The sequence below is a fragment of the Microbulbifer variabilis genome (genome assembly GCF_023716485.1).
In the GTDB taxonomy this organism is placed as follows: domain Bacteria; phylum Pseudomonadota; class Gammaproteobacteria; order Pseudomonadales; family Cellvibrionaceae; genus Microbulbifer; species Microbulbifer variabilis_B.
Genome location: NZ_CP092418.1, coordinates 3046737 through 3070279, shown reverse-complemented (window position 1 = coordinate 3070279; position 23543 = coordinate 3046737). Strand labels below are relative to the sequence as shown.

At 47.8% G+C, this 23543-nt stretch carries 17 protein-coding genes and 1 tRNA gene; 9 read left to right on the top strand and 9 right to left on the bottom strand.

What is annotated here, in order from left to right; genetic code table 11:
• The 3 genes from MJO52_RS13665 (at position 1) to MJO52_RS13655 (ending at position 6303) form a co-directional block, all read left to right on the top strand.
• Positions 1-4887 carry an RHS repeat-associated core domain-containing protein gene (locus MJO52_RS13665; RefSeq protein ID WP_252082233.1) on the top strand — a complete coding sequence of 1629 codons (4887 nt, stop codon included), beginning with the start codon at positions 1-3 and terminating at the stop codon, positions 4885-4887.
• Positions 4884-5273, top strand: a complete 390-nt coding sequence (locus MJO52_RS13660) for a hypothetical protein (protein WP_252082231.1) — start codon at positions 4884-4886, stop codon at positions 5271-5273. Before MJO52_RS13665 ends, MJO52_RS13660 begins: the two co-directional genes overlap by 4 nt.
• Positions 5274-5817: 544 nt before the next feature.
• The gene (locus MJO52_RS13655) at positions 5818-6303 is read left to right on the top strand and encodes an energy transducer TonB (RefSeq protein WP_252082230.1); all 486 of its coding nucleotides are present in this window, start codon (positions 5818-5820) and stop codon (positions 6301-6303) included.
• 543 nt (positions 6304-6846) lie between these two features.
• Here the strand turns inward: MJO52_RS13655 and MJO52_RS13650 are convergent.
• The 6 genes from MJO52_RS13650 to MJO52_RS13625 form a co-directional block, all read right to left on the bottom strand.
• A tRNA-Arg gene (locus MJO52_RS13650) sits at positions 6847-6923 on the bottom strand.
• A gap of 107 nt (positions 6924-7030) precedes the next feature.
• On the bottom strand, positions 7031-9250 hold the full coding sequence (locus MJO52_RS13645; RefSeq protein WP_252082229.1) for an ATP-dependent helicase: 2220 nt from the start codon (positions 9248-9250) through the stop codon (positions 7031-7033).
• Between the two features lie 72 nt (positions 9251-9322).
• Positions 9323-11077: a SulP family inorganic anion transporter gene (locus MJO52_RS13640; RefSeq protein WP_252082224.1), complete on the bottom strand. Its 1755-nt coding sequence runs from the start codon at positions 11075-11077 to the stop codon at positions 9323-9325.
• 112 nt (positions 11078-11189) lie between these two features.
• Entirely contained in the window at positions 11190-11621 is a 432-nt protein-coding gene (locus tag MJO52_RS13635; RefSeq protein WP_252082223.1) for a YeeE/YedE family protein, read from the bottom strand.
• A 14-nt stretch (positions 11622-11635) separates the two neighbouring features.
• Complete coding sequence (locus MJO52_RS13630; RefSeq protein WP_252082222.1) at positions 11636-12067, bottom strand: YeeE/YedE family protein; 432 nt, start codon at positions 12065-12067, stop codon at positions 11636-11638.
• Between the two features lie 4 nt (positions 12068-12071).
• The gene (locus MJO52_RS13625) at positions 12072-12386 is read right to left on the bottom strand and encodes an ArsR/SmtB family transcription factor (protein WP_252082221.1); all 315 of its coding nucleotides are present in this window, start codon (positions 12384-12386) and stop codon (positions 12072-12074) included.
• A gap of 97 nt (positions 12387-12483) precedes the next feature.
• On the opposite strand from MJO52_RS13625, the gene MJO52_RS13620 reads away from it, so the two are divergent.
• The 3 genes from MJO52_RS13620 (at position 12484) to MJO52_RS13610 (ending at position 15701) form a co-directional block, all read left to right on the top strand.
• Complete coding sequence (locus tag MJO52_RS13620; protein WP_252082219.1) at positions 12484-13362, top strand: MBL fold metallo-hydrolase; 879 nt, start codon at positions 12484-12486, stop codon at positions 13360-13362.
• A 65-nt stretch (positions 13363-13427) separates the two neighbouring features.
• A complete protein-coding gene (locus MJO52_RS13615) occupies positions 13428-13841 on the top strand; it encodes a TIGR01244 family sulfur transferase (RefSeq protein ID WP_252082217.1) in 414 nt (137 codons plus the stop codon).
• A gap of 147 nt (positions 13842-13988) precedes the next feature.
• Positions 13989-15701 carry a SulP family inorganic anion transporter gene (locus MJO52_RS13610; RefSeq protein WP_252082215.1) on the top strand — a complete coding sequence of 571 codons (1713 nt, stop codon included), beginning with the start codon at positions 13989-13991 and terminating at the stop codon, positions 15699-15701.
• A 97-nt stretch (positions 15702-15798) separates the two neighbouring features.
• Here MJO52_RS13610 and MJO52_RS13605 read toward each other — a convergent pair whose 3' ends face one another.
• From MJO52_RS13605 to MJO52_RS13595, 3 genes are all read right to left on the bottom strand, one after another.
• Positions 15799-17976, bottom strand: a complete 2178-nt coding sequence (locus MJO52_RS13605; RefSeq protein WP_252082213.1) for a hypothetical protein — start codon at positions 17974-17976, stop codon at positions 15799-15801.
• 309 nt (positions 17977-18285) lie between these two features.
• Entirely contained in the window at positions 18286-18489 is a 204-nt protein-coding gene (locus MJO52_RS13600) for a hypothetical protein (protein ID WP_252082211.1), read from the bottom strand.
• Between the two features lie 419 nt (positions 18490-18908).
• Positions 18909-19820 carry a LysR family transcriptional regulator gene (locus tag MJO52_RS13595; protein ID WP_252082208.1) on the bottom strand — a complete coding sequence of 304 codons (912 nt, stop codon included), beginning with the start codon at positions 19818-19820 and terminating at the stop codon, positions 18909-18911.
• A gap of 126 nt (positions 19821-19946) precedes the next feature.
• Here MJO52_RS13595 and MJO52_RS13590 point away from each other — a divergent pair, with 126 nt between their 5' ends.
• The 3 genes from MJO52_RS13590 (at position 19947) to MJO52_RS13580 (ending at position 23106) form a co-directional block, all read left to right on the top strand.
• Complete coding sequence (locus MJO52_RS13590) at positions 19947-20789, top strand: type 1 glutamine amidotransferase domain-containing protein (protein ID WP_252082207.1); 843 nt, start codon at positions 19947-19949, stop codon at positions 20787-20789.
• Between the two features lie 160 nt (positions 20790-20949).
• Positions 20950-21777: an SDR family oxidoreductase gene (locus MJO52_RS13585; protein WP_252082206.1), complete on the top strand. Its 828-nt coding sequence runs from the start codon at positions 20950-20952 to the stop codon at positions 21775-21777.
• A 453-nt stretch (positions 21778-22230) separates the two neighbouring features.
• Entirely contained in the window at positions 22231-23106 is an 876-nt protein-coding gene (locus MJO52_RS13580) for an SDR family oxidoreductase (protein WP_252082205.1), read from the top strand.
• Positions 23107-23543: the final 437 nt, after the last annotated feature.

Sequence of the window (23543 nt, the reverse complement as noted above, 5' to 3'; positions counted from 1 at the left end):
GTGAAGAATCGTCCCAACACAGACCGCATTAAGTTGGATGATACGGATTCGCTGTGTTTGAACGGTCAGCCATTGGTCCTTGTTTCCGGAGAATATTGGGCCTCTGGTTCGAAGTACCGAAAGCTTAGAGATGACTTTAGCCTTATTGAACTAAAAGAGACAGGTGGTCAGCCTTGGTTCCTGGTACATAAACCTAATGGTGAAGTTCATGAGTTTGGTAACACAAATAACAGTCGAATCCGCGCAGGGAAGAACCCGAGCTTTGCTTGGAGCATCAACAAGGTTACTGATGCCTTTGGGAATAGCATAACGTATCAATACCATCTTGATACCGTTGAAGGTATTAATTATCCACTAGAAATCACCTACGGTAATGGAAACGATGCACGTATAGAGTTTGCCTATGGCACCCGCAGCGATGCCCCCCCGCAACCACTGGCCTCGGGAGAAATTGAGCAAGAGCAGTTGGTTCTACTCCACCATATTAATGTTTACCTAGACAATAAATTATTAAGAGAGTACCGCTTAATTACTGAGCCAGAACCTGCTAGCAAGTATTCCCAGCATTACCGCCGTCTGCAGCAAGTTCAACTCTGCGGTTATGATAAGCATGGTACTGGCTATCAATGCCTTAACCCCCTTATATTCAATTGGGAAGAGGTTAATAGCTCTAGTGACCTGGATCTCGATACCGGTATCTGGCAAATTATCGATGGTTTAGGCAAAGCTACTAGGTTCTATCACACTACGGTACGTGAGGTAACTGGCCAAGCCTCTGCCTCTGGTAACGCTACTTTCTTGGAAAGGCCCTTTGGGGATGGTGTTCTTCCCGAAAATGCGAAAAATCTTGAGGCCGATAATGGTGACTATCGGACAGTAGTCGGAGAAGTGCACAGATCCAATGGACTGGCAAATGGTTTGGCAGATGATTTGGAAAATGGTTGGCATAAAACCAAGTATTCCTATCAAGGTGTTGGCGTTGTCAGTACCAAGGGCTGGGGATTCCTGGGCTTCTACGCACAAAAAATCCATGATTTAGCGTCGGATATCGTTACTTACCGCCAATTCCGTCAAGATTTCCCGCATTTTGGTAAGGTGGCGAGAAAGCTGCAGTTCCAGGGAAGTTATGGTTCTCATGCGCAGAAATTGGCGGATGAGCGTCATCGTTATAGCGTGATGGAGCTATCCACTGGCTTAGATAAGAGTTACTACCCCTTCTTAGAGAAAAGTGTTGAAACCCTGATCGAAAAGAACCAGGTTCTTGGTTATCGTTCACTACAAAACAGCTTTGGAAAGAGAAGCTTTGGTACACTCGGAGAGCTGCTTGAGAATCAAACTTCAGTAGAGAAAACAGCGAAATCCCTATCTGGGGCCGCTGATCAAGATGGCTTGGGCGGTATTATTACCCCTTCCTTTGGGCAAACCGATAAACTCCCGACCTTACCAACTAAACCGGTTACCTGGGGCGAAATTTCTGACTTTTCCTTGAGTGGCATTGAGAGAAGTCGCGAGATTTTCACTAGTTTTGAAAACCGAGTTGGAAATGGTCAGTGGTTAGTGGGCTTTGCATCCGGCCTGGAGCTTAGGGAGTATGATGGTGGCCCCAGTGGTGCTCCCGATCGTACTCATACCGTGGTCTCTCTTCCTTATTTGTCAACGAACAAGGTCGCAACTAGGGTTAGCTTTCCCGATGATGCAGATCTAAAATTAAGCACTGATTTTGATTATGACACCTCGGGTAATTTGGTCAGTGAAAGTACTAGCGGAGCCCATGTAGAAACAAGAACAACGTCTGCAACTGATTTTGTAGATAACCGCTACCCTGGGACATTAACCAATGCTCTCGACCAGAAGGTCTCACTAACTTACGATCACCGCTTTGGCTTGGTATCTGAGATCACTGATAGCAATATCCGTACTACTAGTGTGCAATATGATGCCTTTGGGCGCGAAATCGAGAAGACCAATACCGATGGAGTGGTGTTTAATACGACATATTCCGAATGCTTTGCTGGCACTTGTCCAGTAGCTGGTAATATTCTTGCAGCTTATAAAATAATCAAAGATTCTTCAATTTCTCCCAAAGTTGAACTCTACTATGACTTGCTGGGGAGAATAGTGCAGCAGGATCAAAAGGCATTTGATGGAACACGTATTGCTCGGCGTGAATTTAATTATGATTTGCAAGGCCGCTTATATCTAGAAACGGATCCCTTCTATCTAGGGGAAAATAAACCACTGACTATCTATCATTTCGATATAAAGGACCGTATTGAGAAAATCACAAGTCCAGATGGTAGTGAAGTCCGCACTAAGTACTATCCAGATACGGCTCAGAAATTAATCAGGGTCGAAGCAGAAGAAGATATCTTGGATAGTAATGGCAACTTGGTTGAAACTCAGGCTAGGCATCACTATTACAATATTTCTGGTAGCCAGGTGAAAGTAGTTGAAGCTGTGGGAACTAATAAACAAGTGACTACAGAATATGACTACTATGGCAGTGGTCTATTGAAATCAGTGCTTGTTAACAATGACTTATCAACTAAAGCCAGTTTCTTTTATGACAATGCTGGCAACAGTACAAAAACCATTGATCCTGCTTTCGGTACTGTGGTCACTCACTACAATGGGTTAGGCCAGATAAGAGAGCAGATAAATAACAAGGGCGATAGCTTAAGTTATCTCTATGACAAGCTTGGGCGTATGCGTGAGCAGGTCGATGCTTTAGGCGTAGCCAGTTGGACTTATGATGCAGCAAATGCAATAGGTAGCATTGCAAATCGAAGTTATAGTCAGAATGGATTGACTCTATTTTCTGAAGACTATATCTATAATTCTGCGGGTCAATTGCAGGATTTAAAAACCTCGTTACAAGCTGGTGATTTGCAGCGCAATTATCAGCATACTTATGGTTATGATAATTCAGGTCGCCTGGATAAACTCGTTTATCCTTCTGGTGCTGAGGCTCGCTATCATTACAACAACCAAGGTTTCTTGTCAGAAATTACTGATGGGATAAGTACCCTAAAAACCTTTAAAGATCGGGATGCTTCAGGGAAAATACTAGAGTTTACCTTTGGTAATTCACTAACAACGAAAACAAATTACGATCCGAATACTGGACGTATTACTTCCATTAACACTGCTGCTGGCTCTATCCAAAATAATATTTACAAGTGGCGTTCTAACGGTACACTGGAAAGTCGCTTATCGATAAGCGGAGCCAATAAAAAGGAAGAGCGCTTTTCCTATGATGCACTCAATCGATTGGAAGGCAGCGAGACATTACTGAATGGCAGCCATCTTCGTAGCCTAAGTACACTCTATGACTCCCTGGGCAATATTCTTAGCAAATCAGCAACGGGAAATGTGAGTAATCAGGTGACTGGTTACCAATATGAGCAGGTTAACAATGCCGGTCCCAATGCTGTAACCCAAGTTAATATCAATGGTGTGGTCAATAACTTAGGCTATGACCAGAATGGCTCTCTAACTCGCTATGATGCTGCTGTGGGTAACGATCGGTGGATTACCTGGAACGCGCGTCAATTGGCGGAAGAGATTACTTTGGGGAGCGCACAAGATACTGCAACTCCCACAGCAAGAGATCGCTTCCAATACGGCCCCAGTGGGCAGCGCTATTACCGAGAGTCCAGCTGGTGGGATGAATCCCAACAGAAGCTGATGACCGAAAAAGCGTTTATTGTGGGTGACTATGAAGATCTCCTTCCGGCCAATGATCCCGATTATCAGCAGATCGAGAAGGTGCAAATTGGTGGAGATATCCTACAGGTCTCAGCTACCGATCATCTTGGCATCAAGGTTCAGGTCTTCGAATTTTTGCACCGTGACTACCTGGGCTCTATTGAGAAGGTAACCGATGAATCTGGGGCTGTTATCCTGGATACGGCCTTTGATCCCTTCGGTGCCCGCAAGAAGAGTGATTGGAGCGGAGGGTTAAGCAAGGCTGATATTGTAGAACTAATAGCAGCGCAGGGGCTCAGCACCAAGAGGGGTTTTACCGGACATGAACACCTGGATAGAACCGGCCTTGTTCATATGAATGGCCGGATCTATGATCCCACCCTGGGCAGGTTTTTGAGCCCTGATCCCATTGTGCAATTTCCATCGACTTCTCAGAATTGGAACAGGTATTCCTATGTACTTAACAATCCGTTGAGTTTTGTTGACCCTTCTGGTTTCGAGATTGAACATGTACAAGGTTGGGGATACAAGTATAACGGAGGAGATATGGGGCTTGCGGGTGCATTAAGTGGGCCCGTATTCACAGGTGGTGGAGCACCACTAGGCAGGAGTGAGGGTGGTAAATCCGTATCTTCCTCTGCTCAGAGCAATGATAGTGATGATTCGGATTCAAAAGATGAGGAAGATCCTGAAGAGGTAGTCAAAACAGCCAGCTGTGAAGACTATAAAAGAGAAGGTATGTCTTGTGATGCACAAAAGGGGGCATGGAAACTAACCGTTGGTGCTCATTTAAGTGATTCAGAAGACCAAATAGGTCATGCTTTTGTAAGTCTAGAAAATCCAGACGGGGAAATTAGTACGTATGGATATTGGCCTAATGGTGGTACTCAGAACAAAGAATTTATAACTGGCGTTGATGGTGTGGTCTTTGACGATAGTGAGTATTTAAATAAGGAATATGGGTTAAATGCTTCTAAGACCTTTGAAATTACAGAAGCTCAGTATGGTCGGGCGATGAATGAGATCTCAAGGATTCAAAATAGACCTCAAACATACAGCCTTACAGGTAGGCATTGCGGAAGTTTTGCAACTCATATAGCAAACATTGCTGGTCAGAATACTGGTGCTGGTATAAATAGTCCTAGAGCTCTTTATCAGAGGTTTGGAGGTGAATTGTGATTTCGCGTATATTGAAATTAACTACACTATTTACAGCGATGCATCTTGTAGCTTGTGATAATATAGGTGATACTTTGACGAAATACTTTTCACAAAAGTGTGAAGTTTTAGATGGAAAAATGGTTTTCTCTTTTGCAAACGAGAAAAAAAATAAATCTAGAATAATTAGTATAGATTCTGAAGTAGGCTCAATTAAAATATTAAAAAGTAATTTTAAGGGAAGTTTTTCTTTGGATGAGGTCGATTTATTTCTAAAGCCAGACAGTGGTTCTCAATCTTATCTCTTAAGTATTCTTTTAAGAAAAAAGTCAGAAACTATTGAGTTCGGATATGTGGAGGACGAAAAGTGTTTAGAATTACTTATGGAAATAGCGTCTGATGAGTGAATGCATAGTGAAATTAAAGGATGCTCATAATTAGTTTACCTTGAAAAGGCTCAGCACTCTCTGAGCTTTTTTGTTTTAGCCGTTCGCTTTTCTCCCGCTATCCCATAGTCGTGATTGGTACTTAATAATCAGAAATACGGACATTAGTTTGAGTGCTACCAAATAAGAAAAGTAGAGCGCTAACAATCAGTAGTTAGCGCTCCAATGGCCGCATAGCATGTTCCACCTGGCGCTGGGCGATAATCGCATCGATCATCTGAATCACCTGCCGCTTGGTGGCGGTGTCCGGCTGCTTGATTTTCTTCACCGGCTTTACGCCGAGTAGCTCGTCCGTGTTGACCCTGAGAGAATGCGTCGGGTCTGCCAGCAGGTTGGCTGGTGTAAGTAATGAAGAGTAAGTCAGAAATTATGATGTCAATTTTTTAATTGTTTTGGAGGTGTTTTTTTCTAATTTTTGGTGCTGAATATCTTTGTGCGAGTATTGATATTTAATTATCTCAATTTTAGAATTAAACTTTAAGAAATCTTATTTTTAGTGATTTTTATGATGAGAATTATCTTTTTTGCTATACCGCTATTTTTTTCAATGTTAGCTTTCTCAAAAGAAAACGTCATTAAAGTTGATCCTCCGACAGGTAGCCATATCAAGCGTGTAGCAGTATCTGGAAGAATTCCTTTTGATAGGCCCTATAGTGAATTATCTGAAAAAGAAAAGCGGATATTTACTTCGGAGTATGAGAATTTTCAAGAGGGAGATGAACCTCCATTCCCTAAAGAGGGGCTCAAGGCACTACATTGGCCTCTATACAAGGGGCATGAAATATCGATGAAGCGGGGAGTGCTAGATGTTGTCGCACTTATCAATGAGGATGGTGATCTTGAGAAAATCTCAATTTATGAGTCTCCAAATAAGTACATGTCTGACTTAGCCATTGCTGTATTTAGAGAAACAAAATTTAAACCAGCGATATGCTCTGGAATGCCCTGTTCTATGGAGTTTCCCTTGAAAATCAATTTTAAAGTTAAATAAATACTTGGGAAACCTACACAAATATCCGCCAGCTGGATCAGTACCTCCTGCGTCGGTTCATTCATTCCGCTCACGTACTTGTTGAGGTGGGGGTAGTTGGTATCTCGCTTGCTGGCCTGCTTCTTCTGAGGCTAATCCCACAGTTTACTCAGTTCTCGGAGTCGTTTTCCGTAGGTTTGAATGATGTCCTGATCCTGCATGACTTGCATAGGCCCACAAATGATGGTGCATGAGGGCGCTCAGATACACTTCAAGGTTATCAAGCCTGCATTTTGTTAATGGGCAAAGGAGTAGTCACAATTTATTAGTACAGCCCAGTATGCAGTTGAGAATGGATTAAACTGGCAAGGATCTCCTGTGATCCATGGGAGTTGGCACGGTATCGGTCCTTGCCAGAAAGCTCTCAATATAAAAAGTATGAAACATTATTGTTAGCTTACATACGGAACTGTCAAAATATACAGGTTATGAGCGATTACCCAACTTAATTTGCACCACAACAAAAAAAGGCTTACGCCCTGAGACGTAAGCCTTTGCTTTGTGTGGCGCGCTCGGGAGGATTCGAACCTCCGACCGCCTGGTTCGTAGCCAGGTACTCTATCCAGCTGAGCTACGAGCGCGTTACGGGTGCGGATATTATAGAGACGCTTTACCCAAGTCAACTGTTTTCTTAAAAAAATCGTTACAAATCATTGTCTTACCCCATACATACTGATCTTGCCAAGCGCTACACCAAATAGCTGGCCAGGGTGTCCCAGTCGAAGCGCCGTGTTTTGCCATCGCTGAACTGTACCTCCACACGCTGATCCTCCCATTTTAAAACCCGCCCTTGGCCGAGCTTGTTGTGGCGCAGGGCTTCGCCTTGGGTGGGCTTGCGTATGGGGGCGGCGGGTGCGCTGAGGGTTGGGTTGTAGTCGCAGGCCTCTAGGTAGCGCAGGGCTTGGCGGGAGACCGGGATATCGGTATGGATATGTTCGGGGCGCTCGTGCAGGCATTGCGCCATCAGCTGGCTGAGGGGCAATTGCATTTCGTCGATAAACAGCGAGGGCTGTGCGGCCTCGGGATCTTTGCGTTTGGCCTCCTCGGTGGGGGCCAGCAGAAATAGTTTGGACTTTGCCCGCGTCATGGCCACGTACATTAGGCGGCGCTCACTTTCCAGGGAGGCAGGGGTGCTGAAATCCCGCTGGGACTGGTAGGGCATATTGTGCTGGGTGAGGGTGGGAATAATAACCTGGTCCCACTCCAGCCCTTTGGCCTGGTGCATGGTGGTAATTTGGATAGCCTCCGCGGCAGTCTGCTCGCCTTCGCGGTGTTGCCGTTGTAGTTCTTGCAGGTGCGCCAAGGCTTCTGCTGGAGGTTGCTTGAGGGTATCCAGATATTGGCAGAAGGCCAGAATAGTTTGCTGCCTCTCCTCACCCTGCTGGCGGGTGAAGGCGTCTTCGGCAATACCGCTGAGAAGTTCCAGCTCGCCAATATGCCGGCGCAGTAGCTCGCCGGCGTGGCCACGCCAGCTCTCTATTTGTATCAAAAGCTCTGCTCTTTGGCGCAGGCGCTTGGCCTGCGGTTTGCTCAGGGTCTCTGGCAGTTGCGCAAGCAGCTGTTTGCCCCAGCCTTTCTCTTGTGTGGCGAGGGTGGCACAGAGGGGTTCAAGTACTTTGCGTGGTATACGGACATGCGGCGCGGTGAGCCATTCGTACAATCCTTGCTGGCGCCGCTTGGGCGGGAGTTCGCTAAAGCGGCCCGAGGCGATATTCAGGCTCCAGAACAATGGCCGCAGTTCACGGCGCGACAGCACCGTGTTGCGGCTGGCGGAGTGGTAGGGGATGCTGTTGGCCAGCAGTGCCAGTTCCAGTGGTGCGGCAATGGACCAGAGGCGGACCAGTACAGCGATACCCGCTAAAGATTGGCCCTGCTTTTGGCAGCGGCGCAGGTGTTCTACCAGCCAGTGACCTTCCTTGTCGGTGTTTATCTGTTCAATTGGAGTTTGCTGCTCGCCATCGGCGGAAACACAAAAAATCTCGGCACGATCGCGGTTGTTCTCAATAAAGTGGTTGGCGGCCAGGGACAGCTGGTGTCCGTAGCGAAAAGTACGGCTCAAGTGGTAAATGTGAGACGGTGGAAAATCCTGGTCGAAGAGTTTGAGCAGGAATTCCGGCTTAGAGCCGCGCCACTCATAAATGGTCTGGTCGGGGTCGCCAATGGCGATCACATTGCCATTGCCGCCGTGCAGCACTCGCAACAGAAAGTGCTGTATCTCATTGATGTCCTGATACTCGTCCACCAGGATATCTTCAAAATTTCCACCGTATTGTTGTGCCAGCTCCGGCTTTTCATGGAGTAATTTTACCGGGTCGTAAATTAAGTCGGCGTAGGTCACGGCCGCCTGGCTGCGGCGCCAATCTTCAAAGGTGCGAAATACTTGTAAAAAATAACCGTATTCGTCGCCGAGTTTTAGTTCCTTGAGCGCGCTGTATTCGCTGCAGAGAAGGGTTTTACTGTAGTCGATAAAAAATTCTGCGGCCTCGATTTCCGACTGCTTGCGTTCGCGAATTTCTTCCAGCTCGTGGGTGGGAGCACACTCCTCGATGGCCTTCCAGATTTGTAGCTGTACGCTGGATTGTGACAGGGGGCTGAGATTCGCTGCGGCGATATGGCCGCTGGCAATCATGCGCTGGTAGAGGCGGTAGCCGATGCTGTGAAAGGTGTGCACTGCCGGGGTATGGTTGCTGGCCAGCTGGCCCATACGGCGTTCGAAATCTTCCCGCGCGCTGCGGTTGTACATCAATACCAGCAGCTGGGCGGCAGGAGTGCCGGCATCCAGGCGATTTTTTACATAGTGCAGCAGGGCGGTGGTTTTGCCGGAGCCGGCCACGGCAATAATTTTGGCATGGCCACCGGAGTGATCCGCAATGGCCTGCTGTTCCTGTGTCAGTGTATCGCCAGCCATGGTGTCCTTCGCCCAAATACTGGATATTTTGCCAGTGATTGGTGGTGGCAGACAAGTTTACCAAATTGTGGGTTAGCTGGGGTCGGCGGGGGAGGGTGGCGTGCTGGCTTGGCCGTCGTCATGGATATTGTGATGGCGCAGGGCCAGCTCGGCAATATAGGCGGAGAGAAAAACCCGGCCGGTTAATTCCTGTAGCAGCTTGGAGCGCCCCAACCGGTCCAGAACAGGGCCCTTTACCTCTGCCAGGTGCAGACGGATATTGCGCTCGAGCAAATCTTGGTTGACTTGTTGCAAGCGCTCAATGGCGGTGCTGTCGATACGGTTGACCGAAGAAAGGATCAATACCAGGTCGTGCAGGCTTTTCTGCCGCTGTACTTCCGCAAACAGGCGGTCTTCAATCGCGCTGATATTGCTGAAAAACAAGTTTTCATCGATGCGCAGGAAGAGGGTATCTGGTTGGGTTTTTACCGTGTAACGCAGCACATTGCGAAAGTGCTCGGTGCCGGGAACGCGCCCCACCACGGCGATATGGGGGCGGCTAGCGCGCCAGATTAGGGTGGCGAAAGAGAGCCCCACACCCAGGCCGATACCGGCCTCAACACCAAACAATATAACGCCCAACAGGGTGCCACCCATGGCCAGACCATCGGTGCGGTCGTAGTGCCAGTGGTGCGCCAGCGCACGCAAATCGATCAGATTGGCTGCCGCGACAATAATCGTTGCAGCCAAAACGCACACCGGCAGTTCGGTGAATACCTTGGTGGCGTAAAGCAGTACCAGGGCAATAAATATTGCGGCGATAACGCCACTCAGTGGTGATCTCGCCCCAGCCTCGTCGTTCACCGCGGTGCGGGCAAAGCTGCCAGTTACCGCAAACCCACCGGAAAAAGCGCTGAGGAGATTGGCGGTGCCGAGGCCGCGTAATTCTGCATTGGCGTCGAGCTTCTCCCCCCGCCGCAGGGCGATGGTATGGGCTACCGAGAGGCTTTCGACAAAGCCGATCAAGGCGATAATCAGGGCCGGCAGCAGCAGCTGATAAATCATGGTGGGGTTAAAAACCGGCAGCGTGAAGTCCGGTAGCCCCGCGGGAATTTCGCCCACCACGGGTAAATCCTGCTCCCAGTGAAAGATGGCGGTAAGGGCGATGGAGAGCAGTACAACCAGCATGGGCGCCAGGCGCGATAGAAGCTTTGCCCGTGTGCGCTCAACGCCCAGTGTACGCAGTAACAGGGGGAGCCCGAGGCGGGCGATAACCAGGCTGAACAGAGCGATCAGCCCCATTAATGCTGCATCCGGGTCGCTCATGGGGCTGTTGTCTATGGTGCTCAATAGTATCTCCAGGGCCGTGTGGCCCTCACTCTTGGTGCCGAGCAGGGGAGCTATTTGCCCTGCAATGATCAGCACCGCGGCGCCGGAGACGAAGCCGTTGACTACAGGCAGGCTCAGCAGGTTGGAGAGGCTGCCGAGGCCGAGAAAGCCCATCAGTAGCAGCATGATCCCGCTGAGCAGGGCCAGCAGTATGGCTCCGTTGATATATTCGGCACTGCCGGGTGTGGCGATGGGGGTGAGGGCGGATGCGGTCATCAGGGCCAGTATTGCCACGGGCCCTACAGAGAGTACCGAGCTGGAGCCAAACAGGGCATAGCCCACCAGGGGTAACAGGCCTGCGTAGAGGCCCAGGTAGGGGGGTAGGCCGGCCAGAGCCGCATAGGCCAGGGCCTGGGGAACCAGCATCATGCTGGCAAGGATTGCGGCCACGGCATCCCCTATCAGCCACTTGGGCTGGTAGTTTTTCAGCCAGGAGGGGATCAGCTGGTGCGCACGCATACCTTTATCTTTTGGGTATCGGCACCCGCTGTGCGAGCGCCCTGAAACAACAAGATAGACCGCTGCGGCGGCGCGGGTTATTCGTAGCAGTCGCCGCCCACAGTCTTTGGCCTTAACCTTGCGCCGGGACCATCTTGCGGGCACTGAGTCTGAAAATCCCCATACCGGCCAGCATAGCCAGGGTGAATATCAGAGCTTTTTCCTGCCCGGCACCACTCGCCACAATAGCCGGGCCGGGGCAGAAGCCCGCCAGCCCCCAGCCGGCACCAAACATCAGGCCGCCAATCAGCAGACGGCGATCAATATGATTGTTTGTCGGCAGCTGTATGGTTTGCTTCAACAGGGATTGGCTGCGGCCTTTAAATAATTGGAAAGCGGGCAGGCTCACGGCGATGGCACCAGCCATCACCAAAGCCAGGGAGGGGTCCCAAGCGCCGGCAATATCCAAAAATCCGAGGACTTTTTCCGGGTTGGCCATGCCAGATAACAGTAGCCCGAGGCCAAAGATCAAACCCGCCAGCAGTGCAGGAAAAGTGGTTTTCATAATTCGATCCTCGCTTAAGCGGCCAGCAGGTGGCGTACAACGTAAACAGTGACAAAACCCGCAGCCATAAATACCAGCGTGGCGACCAGAGAGCGCTGGGAGAGGCGGGAAAGACCACAAACTCCGTGGCCGCTGGTGCAGCCGGAGCCCAAGCGAGTGCCAAAGCCCACCAGTAGACCGGCTGCGATTAGGGTGGGGTAGCCGGCTTCAATTTCTATGGGTGGCAGGACAAAAAATAATTGCCAGGCCAGCGGCGCAGCCAACAATCCGATAACAAAAGCCAGGCGCCAGCCGATACCGGGGTTGCCCTCCAGCAGGCCGCCCAAAACGCCAGAGATACCGGCGATGCGGCCGTTAAACATCAGTAACAGAATGCTGGCTAGGCCGATAAGAGCGCCGCCGGCGAGTGCTGTGGCTGGGGTGAAAGCAGTCCAGTCGATGGTCATGGGGTTACTCCGCGCAGTAGAGTTGGTAGAGGGTTTGTAAAAGGGCCATTACCCGTGGATCGGCTACCCGGTAATAGACGTGTTTGCCCTCCCGACGGGTATCTACCAGCCCCTCGCGGCGCAGGACCCCCAACTGTTGGGAAAGACTGGGTTGGCGAAGCCCCAGACGCTCCTCAAGTTCGCCTACATTTAGTTCTTCCTGGCTGAGCTGGCACAGCAGCAGCAAGCGGTCTTGGTTGGCCAGGGAGCGCAGCATGGCCGCGGCTTGGCCGGCGGAATCACGCATCTTGTCTAAGTCGAGGTTTGTGGTATCGGGCATGAACTTGGCCTGGCAATAATTTACAGATCAATAATATATTGTTTTATATATTATCAAAATGTATATTGTTCTGGTAGTGAAATTTGGAGGGCATAAAATGTCGCAGTTAGAGCAAGGCACCCAGGTGCAGCCATTCCTGGACAAGGAGACCGAAACCTGGAGTTATGTGGTGTATGACAGGGACGGCGGCTCGGCCGCGGTGGTGGATGCCGTGCTTAACTTTAACGCGGCATCTGGGCGCACCAGCAGTAAGGGTGCTCAGGCGATAGTGTCGTTTATCCGCGAAAAGAACCTCACCCTGGAATGGATACTGGAAACCCACGCCCATGCCGACCATCTCTCTGCAGCCCCTTTCCTACGGGAGCAATTGGGCGGGCGCATCGCCATTGGTGAGCAGATTTGCCAGGTACAGAAGATTTTTCGTGAGGTCTTTAATTTGGAGCGGGAGTTCCTTGCCGATGGCAGTCAGTTCGATCACCTATTCAAAGATGGTGAAACTTTTCAGGTGGGGGCACTAGAGGCGCGGGTGATTTATAGTCCCGGCCACACGCCGGCGGATATGGCCTGGCTGATCGGCGATGCCCTATTTGTGGGGGACACCCTGTTTATGCCCGACGTGGGCAGTGCCCGCTGTGATTTTCCCGGTGGCGATGCCGCGCAGTTGTATTTGTCGGTGAAAAAAATATTATCTCTGCCGGACGAAACCCGCATGTTCATGTGTCACGATTACCCGCCGCAAGACGAGCGGGACTATCAGTGTGAAACCACGGTGGGTGCTCAGCGCCGCGAGAATATCCACCTGCGCGACGGCATTAGTGAAAGCGAATTTGTGGCAATCCGTAAAAAGCGCGATGCCAGTCTGCCTATGCCGCGGCTGATTATTCCCTCGGTGCAGGTCAACATCCGTGCAGGGCAACTTCCCCCGGCGGAATCCAATGGCACTGTTTATTTAAAAGTGCCGCTGAATCAGCTGTAAAAAACCAGTTAATCCCAGCGCTGTAGTTCTATTTTAATGAGGACTGCTGTCATTTCGAGACGACTATGAATATTAAAAAGTTAGATGAACAGGTGAGTGTTTCTGAACATATTACCTGTGAGGCAATGGCACCGTTGGCACAGAGTGGTGTACAGGTGGTGGTTTGCAATTGCCCGGAGGGGGAGAGTGAAGTACACCCCAGTTACAAAGCTATGGAGCGGGCCGCCCAGGACGCCGGCTTGCGTTTTATTGCGATCCCTTTTACCCGTGGGCGAATGACGCGGGAACACTGTGAGGCCTTTCGTGATGTATTGCAGGGCGGCGAAAAAATCCATGCATTTTGTCGTACCGGCAATCGTTCCAGCCAGGTGTGGGCTGGCGCCAAAGTTTTAATGGGCGCAGATAAAAAACATTTGTTCGGCCAAGCGCAGATGGCCGGCTTCGATGTCAGTGCCGCGCTGGTTGCTATTGAGCCCTAATAAAGACATTTCAATGGCCGGCTAGGTCATACCCAGAATTGCGGCACAGTTGTGAAAGTGTGCCGCAGTTAAATGCCCGTGATGTGCCGTGATAAAGCGGGAGATACCGGCGTTGTTAAACAACAGAGTGGAAGGTGAACCAAGGTTATGCAGCAACTCTCCCGATGGTTTCCCATCCTCACTACTTTTCAATCCTATAACCGCCGCACCTTAAACCGCGATCTGCTCGCCGCCGCAATTGTCACAGTGCTACTGATTCCCCAATCTCTTGCCTATGCCCTGCTGGCGGGCCTGCCGGCGGAAGTCGGCCTCTATGCGAGCATGGTACCGCTGGTGGTTTACGGTATTTTTGGTTCCAGTAGTACTTTGTCTGTGGGGCCGGTCGCGGTGATCTCACTGATGAGCGCCGCCGCCCTGGGAGAGGTCACCGCCACGGGCGAGGTGGACTATCTGAGCGCTGCCGCCGCGCTGGCACTGCTTTCCGGGGGAATACTTTTTCTGCTGGGTACATTACGCCTCGGCATGCTGGCGAACTTTCTCTCCCACCCGGTGATCTCTGGTTTTATTACGGCTTCGGCATTACTGATAGCCCTCAGCCAGTTGCGGCATTTATTGGGGGTGGCCGCCCAGGGTGATACCGCACCGGAGCTGCTGCTATCACTATGGCAGAACCTGAACAGTATCAATAGCCTTGCTTTGATCACCGGAGTAGGGGTGCTGATTTTTCTCTACTGGAGTAGGGCCCTTGCTGCAAAATGGCTGGAGAAAATGGGCTTGTCTAGCAGCAATGCCGAGCTGTTTGCCAAGGCGGCCCCAGTAGTGGGTGTACTGGTAACTATCGTCTTATCCATCTCCATAAATTTTGAAGCACATCAAGTGGCCTTGGTAGGCGCTATTCCTGCTGGGTTACCGCCCCTATCACTGCCGCACCCCTCACTGCCGCTGCTGCAATCTTTATTTGTGCCCGCACTAATGATTGCCATTATTGGCTATGTAGAATCTATATCGGTGGCCAAAACCTTGGCCGCCAAGCGCAGGCAAAGAATTGATAGCAACCAGGAATTGGTTGCCCTAGGGATGGCCAATATAAGCTCAGGCATTTCTGGCGGTTTCCCGGTGAGCGGTGGTTTCTCCCGCTCGGTGGTGAATGATGCAGCGGGGGCGCAGACACAATTTGCCAGCCTGTTTACCGCATTGGGTATCGCCCTGGCTGCACTCTTTTTAACTCCTTTTCTATATTACTTACCGAAAACCACACTAGCCGCCACCATTATTGTTGCGGTTCTCTCCCTGGTGGATTTCTCCATCCTGCGTAAAACCTGGCACTTTGCTAAAGCAGACTTTATTGCCGTTACCCTAACAATTGCCGTTACCCTGCTAATGGGCGTCGAACCCGGTGTAGCTTGTGGTGTTGGTGCATCCTTATTATTGTTTATCTATCGTGCTTCCAAACCCCATATCGCCGAAGTGGGCCTGGTGGAGGGTACCGAGCACTTCCGTAATATTCACCGGCACCAGGTAAAAACCGTTCCCGAGATTCTCACCTTCCGCGTAGATGGTCGCTTAATCTTCTCCAATATCGGCGTATTGGAAGACCGTATCTATACCGGCCTTGCCAATAACTCACAGGTAAAACATGTCATTCTGATGTGCAGCGCAGTGAATGAAATAGATTGGAGTGCCCTGGAGGTACTTGAGTCTATTAATAGCAATCTATTGGACAGAGAAATTCAACTGCATCTATCGGAAGTTAAGGGGCCTGTGATGGATTGCCTGGAGAGAAGTAGTTTTCTGCAGAAATTATCTGGAGGTATATTCTTGAGTCAGTACCAAGCATTTTCTTCTGTTGCGGAGTATTAACCTTAACTACTTTGAAACTACTTAGGTTGTTGTTCATTAAAAATGGAGAGCAAGGCTCTCCATTTTTTAACACGATAATGATCGCTCAATAACTAGATTAATTGACACTGTTTGAATGGTAAATCATCGCTTGCCAAATATTCTGCTTGCCGCCACCGTAATTATCATAGGTGGGGTTCTTGATGTATGACCAAGCTACTTTACCGTTGCCAAGGAAAATGGGTTCATCCAGGCCACCCCAACCAAACTTGGTTAGTTTTACTGGCCCTTCTAATACATTGAGGTCTGCGTCAATCTCCATAACATAATAGGCCTTGGGGACCAGCATACGCATTGCGCCATTCTTCGCTGAACTTCGGTTGTACGATAGGTTATCAGAGATACACTGAAATTGTGCGTAGCCAAACAGGTAGCGACCATTTTTCAAATCAATAAGTTGAGGATCACTGATTTGACAGTCGGGCTCTTCTACCAGCCATTTAAAGCCTTGCCCCTCGATACTGCCGTTACCATCGACTTTGGCGATACCAATACGGGTTAAAGAAGAGGCGTCCAGGGCATCACCTCCGCGTAGGCCCTGCCTGGAGATGGTTGGGTTGCTGTTGCTTGACATATAGGAGAAGAAGCAATTCGTACTATCTGAACACTGCTCATCAAAGGGGCCGCCACTACTTGTATCAATGCCGTATTCACTTTGTAGGAAGCGATTCATTTCCTCGTCATCAATATACTTGGGGGAGACGATAAGCGATAGATTTGTGTCTTTATCAACCGGCACTACCGTGTGCCCACCGCCATTGGAGAAGAATGCATTGTCGGAGGGAACAAGGTAATTGTAACTTCCTTCAAATCTACTGGTAGAGGAAGTATCCTCCATTTTGATCGCAATAGTGTTTAACCCGCGAGACTGATTATATTTTCCGCCATCGCTGGTACAAATTGCTCCATACCTTTCATTACCTGGATTATAGAAGGCGCGAATGTTTAATACGTGGCCATAGCCACAAAGCCAATACCAACCTCTATTATTACTTCCACTCATGTTTAGGGACCAGTTATCTCGATCAATAACCGTCATTCCTGCAGAGTAGTGGGAGCCACCATAGCTGCCATCAAATACTCGCGCTGTTACGGAGAAGGCATAGCTGGTGCGGCCTTGGCTATCATTGTCCACATAGATAAGCTCCTGGGCTCCGGCATGGCCACCACCGTGCATCTTGTTTACAACATAGGCCGCAGGCTTTTCACTGAGTGGTTGATCGTCCCACTCCATGAGCCAGATCTGGTCGTTATATTTATAACCTCTCTCACGAATGTACTCGACCATCGCGTTATAGTCGGCTTCAGAGAGCTGATCGACGATATAAGCCATCTCCTCTTGCATCTCTTTTCCTTTAATGGTCTTAAAGGATGGAGAATCACCAAAATCGGTCTCTGGGAATTTAGCCTTAAGCCCTGGGAGGAAGTCCTCAAATGTTAGGGTGGCATGATCAGTAAAGTAGCCGATGTACTGACTATGATTGGTTGAAATCATCAGGCCGATGTCTCTTTCAATACGGGCATCGATAGGGCTGATGTTATCTTCCATTTTCATCGAATCGCTACCGTATTGCTCTACTAAGTCACCCTGCACCTCATAGCGCTTGTTGGCTTGGTATTCCGTGTTGCACAAGACCGCAACCCGGGAGCAATCTGAGCTGGCCGCAATACCGTGCGACTCGTAGCATTGTTTTAGTATCGTTGTGTTACCGGTTTGATCGAAGCTTGAAGTCTCTGGGTTATATTGCAGTTCATAAACAGTGCCATAAGTGACTTCATCATCTCCACTACCCTCGCTTAGGGTCTTAGAAACAAACATTCGAGGTTTGTCGGTGTCAGTTGCGCAAGCAGCTGTGTAACTTCGCATGGGGACCGACTTTAGGGTGTCGTCCTGGGTGCTGTCTGTTCTGGCAATATAGTGTGGGAGCCCGTGAACCTCTTGGGCATTGGGTTGGCCATTCGGTAAGGTGATATCCCGAGAAGTGATTCGGGCAAATCCCAAGTCTGCAGTTTCAATATCGCCAACAGTCACTGTACCGGGTTCATTGTCTGGAAGTGGTGTAGTGCTACCTGATCCACTGCCGCCCGTACCACTTCCAGATCCCTGGCCACTACCATCTCCCCCTGTGGATGGGGCTGGGTCGGAATCCGAAGAGGAGCCTCCACCGCCGCTGCATGAGGCCAATACAATAGTAAGTGCCAATACCAAAACTTTCTTGCTAAATAGCTTATCCATAGTCTGCTCGAAGATTCATTATTTAAATCGAATGCAATGTGGGAACTTGTGGACCACTTCACAGTGTTGAAAAGGTAAATTTGGGGGATCATTCTAGTTTCCTTCATTTACTTTTCTGTGCAGTACTTAATATATTTTCCACTGAACCTTTTTTGAGCGAGGATCTTGAAAAATTTAGAGAACACGCAACTCTTGGGGTCTAAAAAAGTATTATGATATGAATCCTCTCTGTTTGGATGGTCTCCAACTAGAGATGACGTGTACAGAGCTTTGAGCAATCTCGGATATGTTCAATTCCAAGTGGGAAAATCAATAGGTAGTACTGACAGGGGGCGATCTAGTTGGGAGAGAAATCACCAGTAACTGTGGAATTCGAATCTCAAAGTGTCTTGGCTGGGTGCCTGACATATTCAGTACTATCTCGTTGTCGATATAGAGTGCGATACGTTGGTGAGTACTCATTACTGCATAGATATCGATATCTAGCACAAATATTCCAGCTGGTTTATGCATTTGAAAATCAATCCACAAGCGGAAATATTTGTAGTCTCAATATTCTAAAGACCTAATTTATGAAAGTTGTAGTGGTAGTTATGATATTGATAGTCGGTGTTGTCTATTTTTCCAGACCGGAAAAAGCAAGTGAGTTACTTGCTGAATACTGCAGAGATTCCTATCCGGATAGGTCACTAGAGAATTGCAGACAGCAAATAACGACCCCTAAAATCAGGTGTGATATTCTGAAAGGTACCCTGGAGGAAGGTGATGTGTGTGTAAGGTGGGGGCCTCCAAAAGGTTCTCGGCGGCCTCTTGATAACGATATCAATTTATAAACTAAAGATTTGAGAGGTTTCACTGATTGTAGCCACACATAATAAAGCATCGATACTTGATGCGCTAATTAAGATAGTTAAAACTAAACTCACTTGAAACTAGTATTCAATACGAGCAACTTCCACGATCTTTTCCCTCAACCATTTATTTGCCGGATCATCCTTATTTTTTAAGTTCCAATAGGCTTTCATAGAGTATTGGGGGAGGGTGACAGGTGGAGTAAAATGCACAATATTGAATTTGCCGGCAATAGACTGGATAAATTTTCTTGGTGCGGTGAGGATTCCGTCACTGCATTCTACAATGTAGGGCGCACTGGAAAAATTCGCTACTTTAAATTGAACATTTCTGGATAAGCCAATTTCTTCTAGTGCCTTGTCAACTGTTCCGCGGTTATCTCTCCCCGTGCCTGCCATAATATGCGGATATTGACAAAAACTATGAACATTTTTCTTGTCTTTCAAAAATGGATGATTATTTCTTACCGCTGAGACAAAAGAATCTTTATACAAGGTTTTTACTATCAGGCTTGGATGACTTGATTCCATAACACTGATAGAAAGATCCGCCTCACCACTCTCAATTTGGTTGGCGATCCTGTGCTTATCTAACTTTATAAAAATAACCTGAACTCTCGGAGCGTCTTTTTGCAGTAATGCTATTAGGGGGGGGGCGATACTTTGCTCCACCAGGTCGCTCGTTGCGATATAAAAAGTGCGTTGCGTACTTTCAGGATTGAATTCTTCTTGATTTAAAATATTCCGCTCAAAATCACTTAGCCAGCGACTTAACGGTGTCTGTAGGGACTCAGCCCTTGGAGTCAGTACCAGTTGATTGCCTTGCCTGATGACTAGTGAGTCATCAAAACTGTGGCGGAGTTTCTTCAGCGTATGGCTTACCGCAGACTGCGTTAGCCCTGCACGCTCACCAGCCCGGGTCAGGTTTCGGGTCTCAAATATAATCTGCAGGAGCCTTAGTTGGTTCAGCTCAATGTCCGAAATATTGCCCATTCTAACCAGTCTCAGCCATTAGTTATGCTCATACCTATATTAGGTTAATTAATTTCAGTAATGAAGCCTGGGGTCCTATTCTGTCGCCACTTCAATTGATTCAACCCTAATTTCGAGGAAGTGATTATGAACTTGAAGAAACTGCTTGCGATGGCAGCATTGCTAGTCAGCCCACTGGCGGTGGCAGATAACGTTCTGGTTGTGATGTCAGATGTATCAGAAATGAAGCTGAAGGGTGGTAGTGACTACAAAACGGGCTTCTATTTGAATGAGCTTATGGAGCCGGTCAAGTTGATGATGGAAGCTGGCCACACAATAACATTCGCTACCCCGATGGGGCTGGCGCCGACATTGGACCCGGTCTCAGACACGGCTGACCATTTCTTAGATACTAGTCAAGAAAACTACAATGCCCATAAAGCTTTACTCAACCAGCTAATGCTGACTGACAAAGATCACAGCCCAGTAGTTAGCTTTGCTCGTATTGAGCAAATCGGTATAGAGAATTTTGATGCGCTGTTTGTACCTGGAGGTCATGCACCTTTAGGTGACCTGGTATCCAATGATCAATTGGGCAGCTTCTTACGTCATTTTAACGCTGAGTCCAAGCCTACCGGTTTAGTGTGTCATGGCCCAGTTGCGCTGTTGTCCGCTTTGCCTAACAGCTCTGAATTTGAAACCCAAATGAAAGCCGGTAAGAAAGCTAAAGCTGCCAAGGGCTGGGTATATGACGGTTACAAAATGACCTCTTTTAGTAACTCAGAAGAAGCTGTAGCTACTCAATACTACTTAGGTGGTGATGAGCTGTTCTACTGGCCTCAAAATGCACTCACCAATGCCGGTGGTAATTACTCCCGTAGCAAAGAAGATTGGCAGCCGCATGTAGTTGTTGATCGTGAACTGGTAACAGGCCAGAACAACAAATCCTCCATTGCTGTTGCTCAAGAGCTTCTAAAATTGATGAAATAGTCGTCTATCTTAGTAGCAGGCTTCTTCAGGCAAAACTCCATTGAGAGTCCCAAGGCTGTAAAGAATGATTTCGGTAAAAAGCCTATGCCTGAAGGAGCAGTATTAATACCGTATTCCACAAACTCTAATTTATGTCTTTGACGATAATCCAGGAATCCCAATGAGCACATCTACTATCTTTCAGCCGAATAATGTTGCAGTTATTACTGGTGGTGCCAGCGGAATAGGTTTTGCGGCAGCAAAGGCCCTATCAAAAAGAGGGATGAAGATTTGTTTAGCAGATGTTAACAAAGAAAAACTGGAAGAAGCTAAGCGCGCTCTACCAAATGATACTTTAATAGTAGAAACCGATGTGAGTGATTTTAGCTCGGTACTAGCACTCAAAGATCAAGTTAAACAAGAATTCGGTCGTATCGACTTTCTTTTTAATAACGCAGGAACTGCTGTTAAAAATGGAAGTTGGGAGAATTTAGATGGTTGGAATAAGATTATCAACACAAACCTTTGGGGTGTGATTCATTGTATTCATGCATTTGCTCCCGAAATGATCAGTCAAAATAGCCCATCTGTTATCGTTACGACCGGATCTAAGCAGGGAATTACCACTCCACCGGGAAATCCGGCTTACAACGTCAGTAAGGCTGCGGTAAAAGCTACTGCGGAGGCGTTACAGCACTCTATTCGAAATACACCTGGAAGCCAGGTCTCATCTCACTTGTTAATTCCTGGTTTCACTTACACGGGTATGATTGGTAGCCCTAGTAAACCAGATGGCGCATGGACTGCGGATCAAGTGGTCAATTTTATGCTGGAGAGCGTCGAGCGTGGTGATTTTTACATTCTTTGCCCGGATAATGACGTAGATCGTGAAACTGATGTTAAACGCATGAGCTGGGCGATAGGGGATATTATTAACAATCGTCCGCCACTCTCTCGTTGGCATCCCGACTACCGTGAGGCATTTGAGGCGGAGATGAGTAAACAATGAGAATACAACTTTCCTAGTGGGAAATATAACTAGAGTTATCTAAATGGTATGCAGGTAGGATTTAATTCAATTTTGTAATTGTTTAAGTCCTATACTTGTATGGTGCTAGATGACTGCTTTTAAGGTTTTCATTCCTTAGACTGCTTATTCAAAATATCTTATGATTTTTTATTCTGCACGTTGTTTCTAGTTATTTTTCTACTAAAAAACTAGATGCAAAATCTGATAGATAACCAATCCGGCTCTTTGTGTTGAAGCCCTTTTTCTTAATTTTTAACCCCCCCCCTGATTGAACATTTGATCAATAAGGGTAGCTTATAAAGCCTTTTGCGTACTGGTTTTGTAGCTATTATTTTTATTCATTGCTATATGCATTAAATCAATTTCATTAATGCACGTGCAAGTCTTAATCTTTACACCAGTTGATGTGATGCAAAATTTAAGGAGACAATCATGACTCAAACAGCGCTTATTACTGGTTCAAATAGTGGTTTTGGTTATCTAATAGCCAATACACTTGCAAATAATGGCTACAAAGTCATCGGCACCATGCGAGACCCAAGTGGCCGCAATGCTTCTGTAGCCAGTGAGCTTATTGCTAAAGGTATCGTTGTCGTCGATATTGATGTAACCGATGATGAGAGCGTCGCCAAGGGTATTGCTCAAGCAACTAAAGAAGTCGGCCCAATTGATATCTTAATTAATAACGCGGGAGTCGGTACGCTCGGGTGGCAGGAAAGCTTTACCATCGAGGACTTTAAAAAGGTTTTTGATATCAATGTTTTTGGCGTTCAGCGTTTAATACGTGCAGTGTTGCCGCAGATGAAACAGCGCAGCAGTGGAACTCTTATTCAGATATCAAGCATTTTAGGTAAGTTCGTATTACCTTTCCTTGGTTCTTATAATGCCACCAAACATGCTGTAGAAGGAATGGCAGAGAATTATCGCGTAGAGCTGGCGCAATTTGGTATTCAGTCTTTGATTGTTCAACCAGGCGGATTTGGAACTGATTTTGGCTCAAACCTGTTAAGAGCAAGTGACAAAGAAGTGGCTGCGAGTTATGGTGAGTATGCAGATGCCCCGGAGCAACTGTGGGCCGGTACAGAGAAGGGTCATGAATCAGAGAATGCCCCCAGCCCACAATTGGTTGCAGATGCGGTTCTGAACTTACTGAAGACAGAGCCTTCAAGTCGACCGTTTCGAACAACTGTTGATGGTACAGGATTGAACCCCACGATAGAAAAGATCAATCAAGTTACCGAAGAGGCAATGCAGGAAATTTACTCAGCATACGAAATGGGCAATTTATTCCAGCTTAAAAAGTACTAATCTGTTCAAGGTGTAGTAGCAATCTTATGTGCTTGTACAGATTTAAAGGTACCTTATATTTTATATATTTAGATTTCACATGCGCTTAAATGTGCCTTGGATTTTTATCGCAGATAGAAAAAGTCTAATTATTCATACAGCCATTAGTACTGAACGGAAAATACTATTAAAGAGGCGCTGTACGCTATTAGATTTCCTGAGATAGAGGGGCGGAATAGTAAGCAATCTGATTTCAATGGGTATTCAGAATTACTATGGATAGAAGTGTATTGGCCTGCAGCCGGTATTCCTTTTCTAGAGCTAAGCATATCATTTGCTGTGGGAGTTTGGGCGGAGTTTGGCATCTGGTAAAGTGAAACCTTGTGCAAATTAGGCTAGCCATTGAAGTGTGTAAATGAAAAATTACTAATTCAATAGTATTTAGGGGTGATGCAAGA

Bases quoted from the DNA above. Each gene is read 5' to 3' on its own strand.
- MJO52_RS13655 (WP_252082230.1), top strand. From the start codon at position 5,818: ATGATGAGAATTATCTTTTTTGCTATACCGCTATTTTTTTCAATGTTA.
- MJO52_RS13645 (WP_252082229.1), bottom strand. From the start codon at position 9,250: ATGGCTGGCGATACACTGACACAGGAACAGCAGGCCATTGCGGATCAC.
- MJO52_RS13640 (WP_252082224.1), bottom strand. From the start codon at position 11,077: ATGCGTGCGCACCAGCTGATCCCCTCCTGGCTGAAAAACTACCAGCCC.
- MJO52_RS13635 (WP_252082223.1), bottom strand. From the start codon at position 11,621: ATGAAAACCACTTTTCCTGCACTGCTGGCGGGTTTGATCTTTGGCCTC.
- MJO52_RS13630 (WP_252082222.1), bottom strand. From the start codon at position 12,067: ATGACCATCGACTGGACTGCTTTCACCCCAGCCACAGCACTCGCCGGC.
- MJO52_RS13625 (WP_252082221.1), bottom strand. From the start codon at position 12,386: ATGCCCGATACCACAAACCTCGACTTAGACAAGATGCGTGATTCCGCC.
- MJO52_RS13620 (WP_252082219.1), top strand. From the start codon at position 12,484: ATGTCGCAGTTAGAGCAAGGCACCCAGGTGCAGCCATTCCTGGACAAG.
- MJO52_RS13615 (WP_252082217.1), top strand. From the start codon at position 13,428: ATGAATATTAAAAAGTTAGATGAACAGGTGAGTGTTTCTGAACATATT.
- MJO52_RS13610 (WP_252082215.1), top strand. From the start codon at position 13,989: ATGCAGCAACTCTCCCGATGGTTTCCCATCCTCACTACTTTTCAATCC.
- MJO52_RS13605 (WP_252082213.1), bottom strand. From the start codon at position 17,976: ATGGATAAGCTATTTAGCAAGAAAGTTTTGGTATTGGCACTTACTATT.
- MJO52_RS13600 (WP_252082211.1), bottom strand. From the start codon at position 18,489: ATGCATAAACCAGCTGGAATATTTGTGCTAGATATCGATATCTATGCA.
- MJO52_RS13595 (WP_252082208.1), bottom strand. From the start codon at position 19,820: ATGGGCAATATTTCGGACATTGAGCTGAACCAACTAAGGCTCCTGCAG.
- MJO52_RS13590 (WP_252082207.1), top strand. From the start codon at position 19,947: ATGAACTTGAAGAAACTGCTTGCGATGGCAGCATTGCTAGTCAGCCCA.
- MJO52_RS13585 (WP_252082206.1), top strand. From the start codon at position 20,950: ATGAGCACATCTACTATCTTTCAGCCGAATAATGTTGCAGTTATTACT.
- MJO52_RS13580 (WP_252082205.1), top strand. From the start codon at position 22,231: ATGACTCAAACAGCGCTTATTACTGGTTCAAATAGTGGTTTTGGTTAT.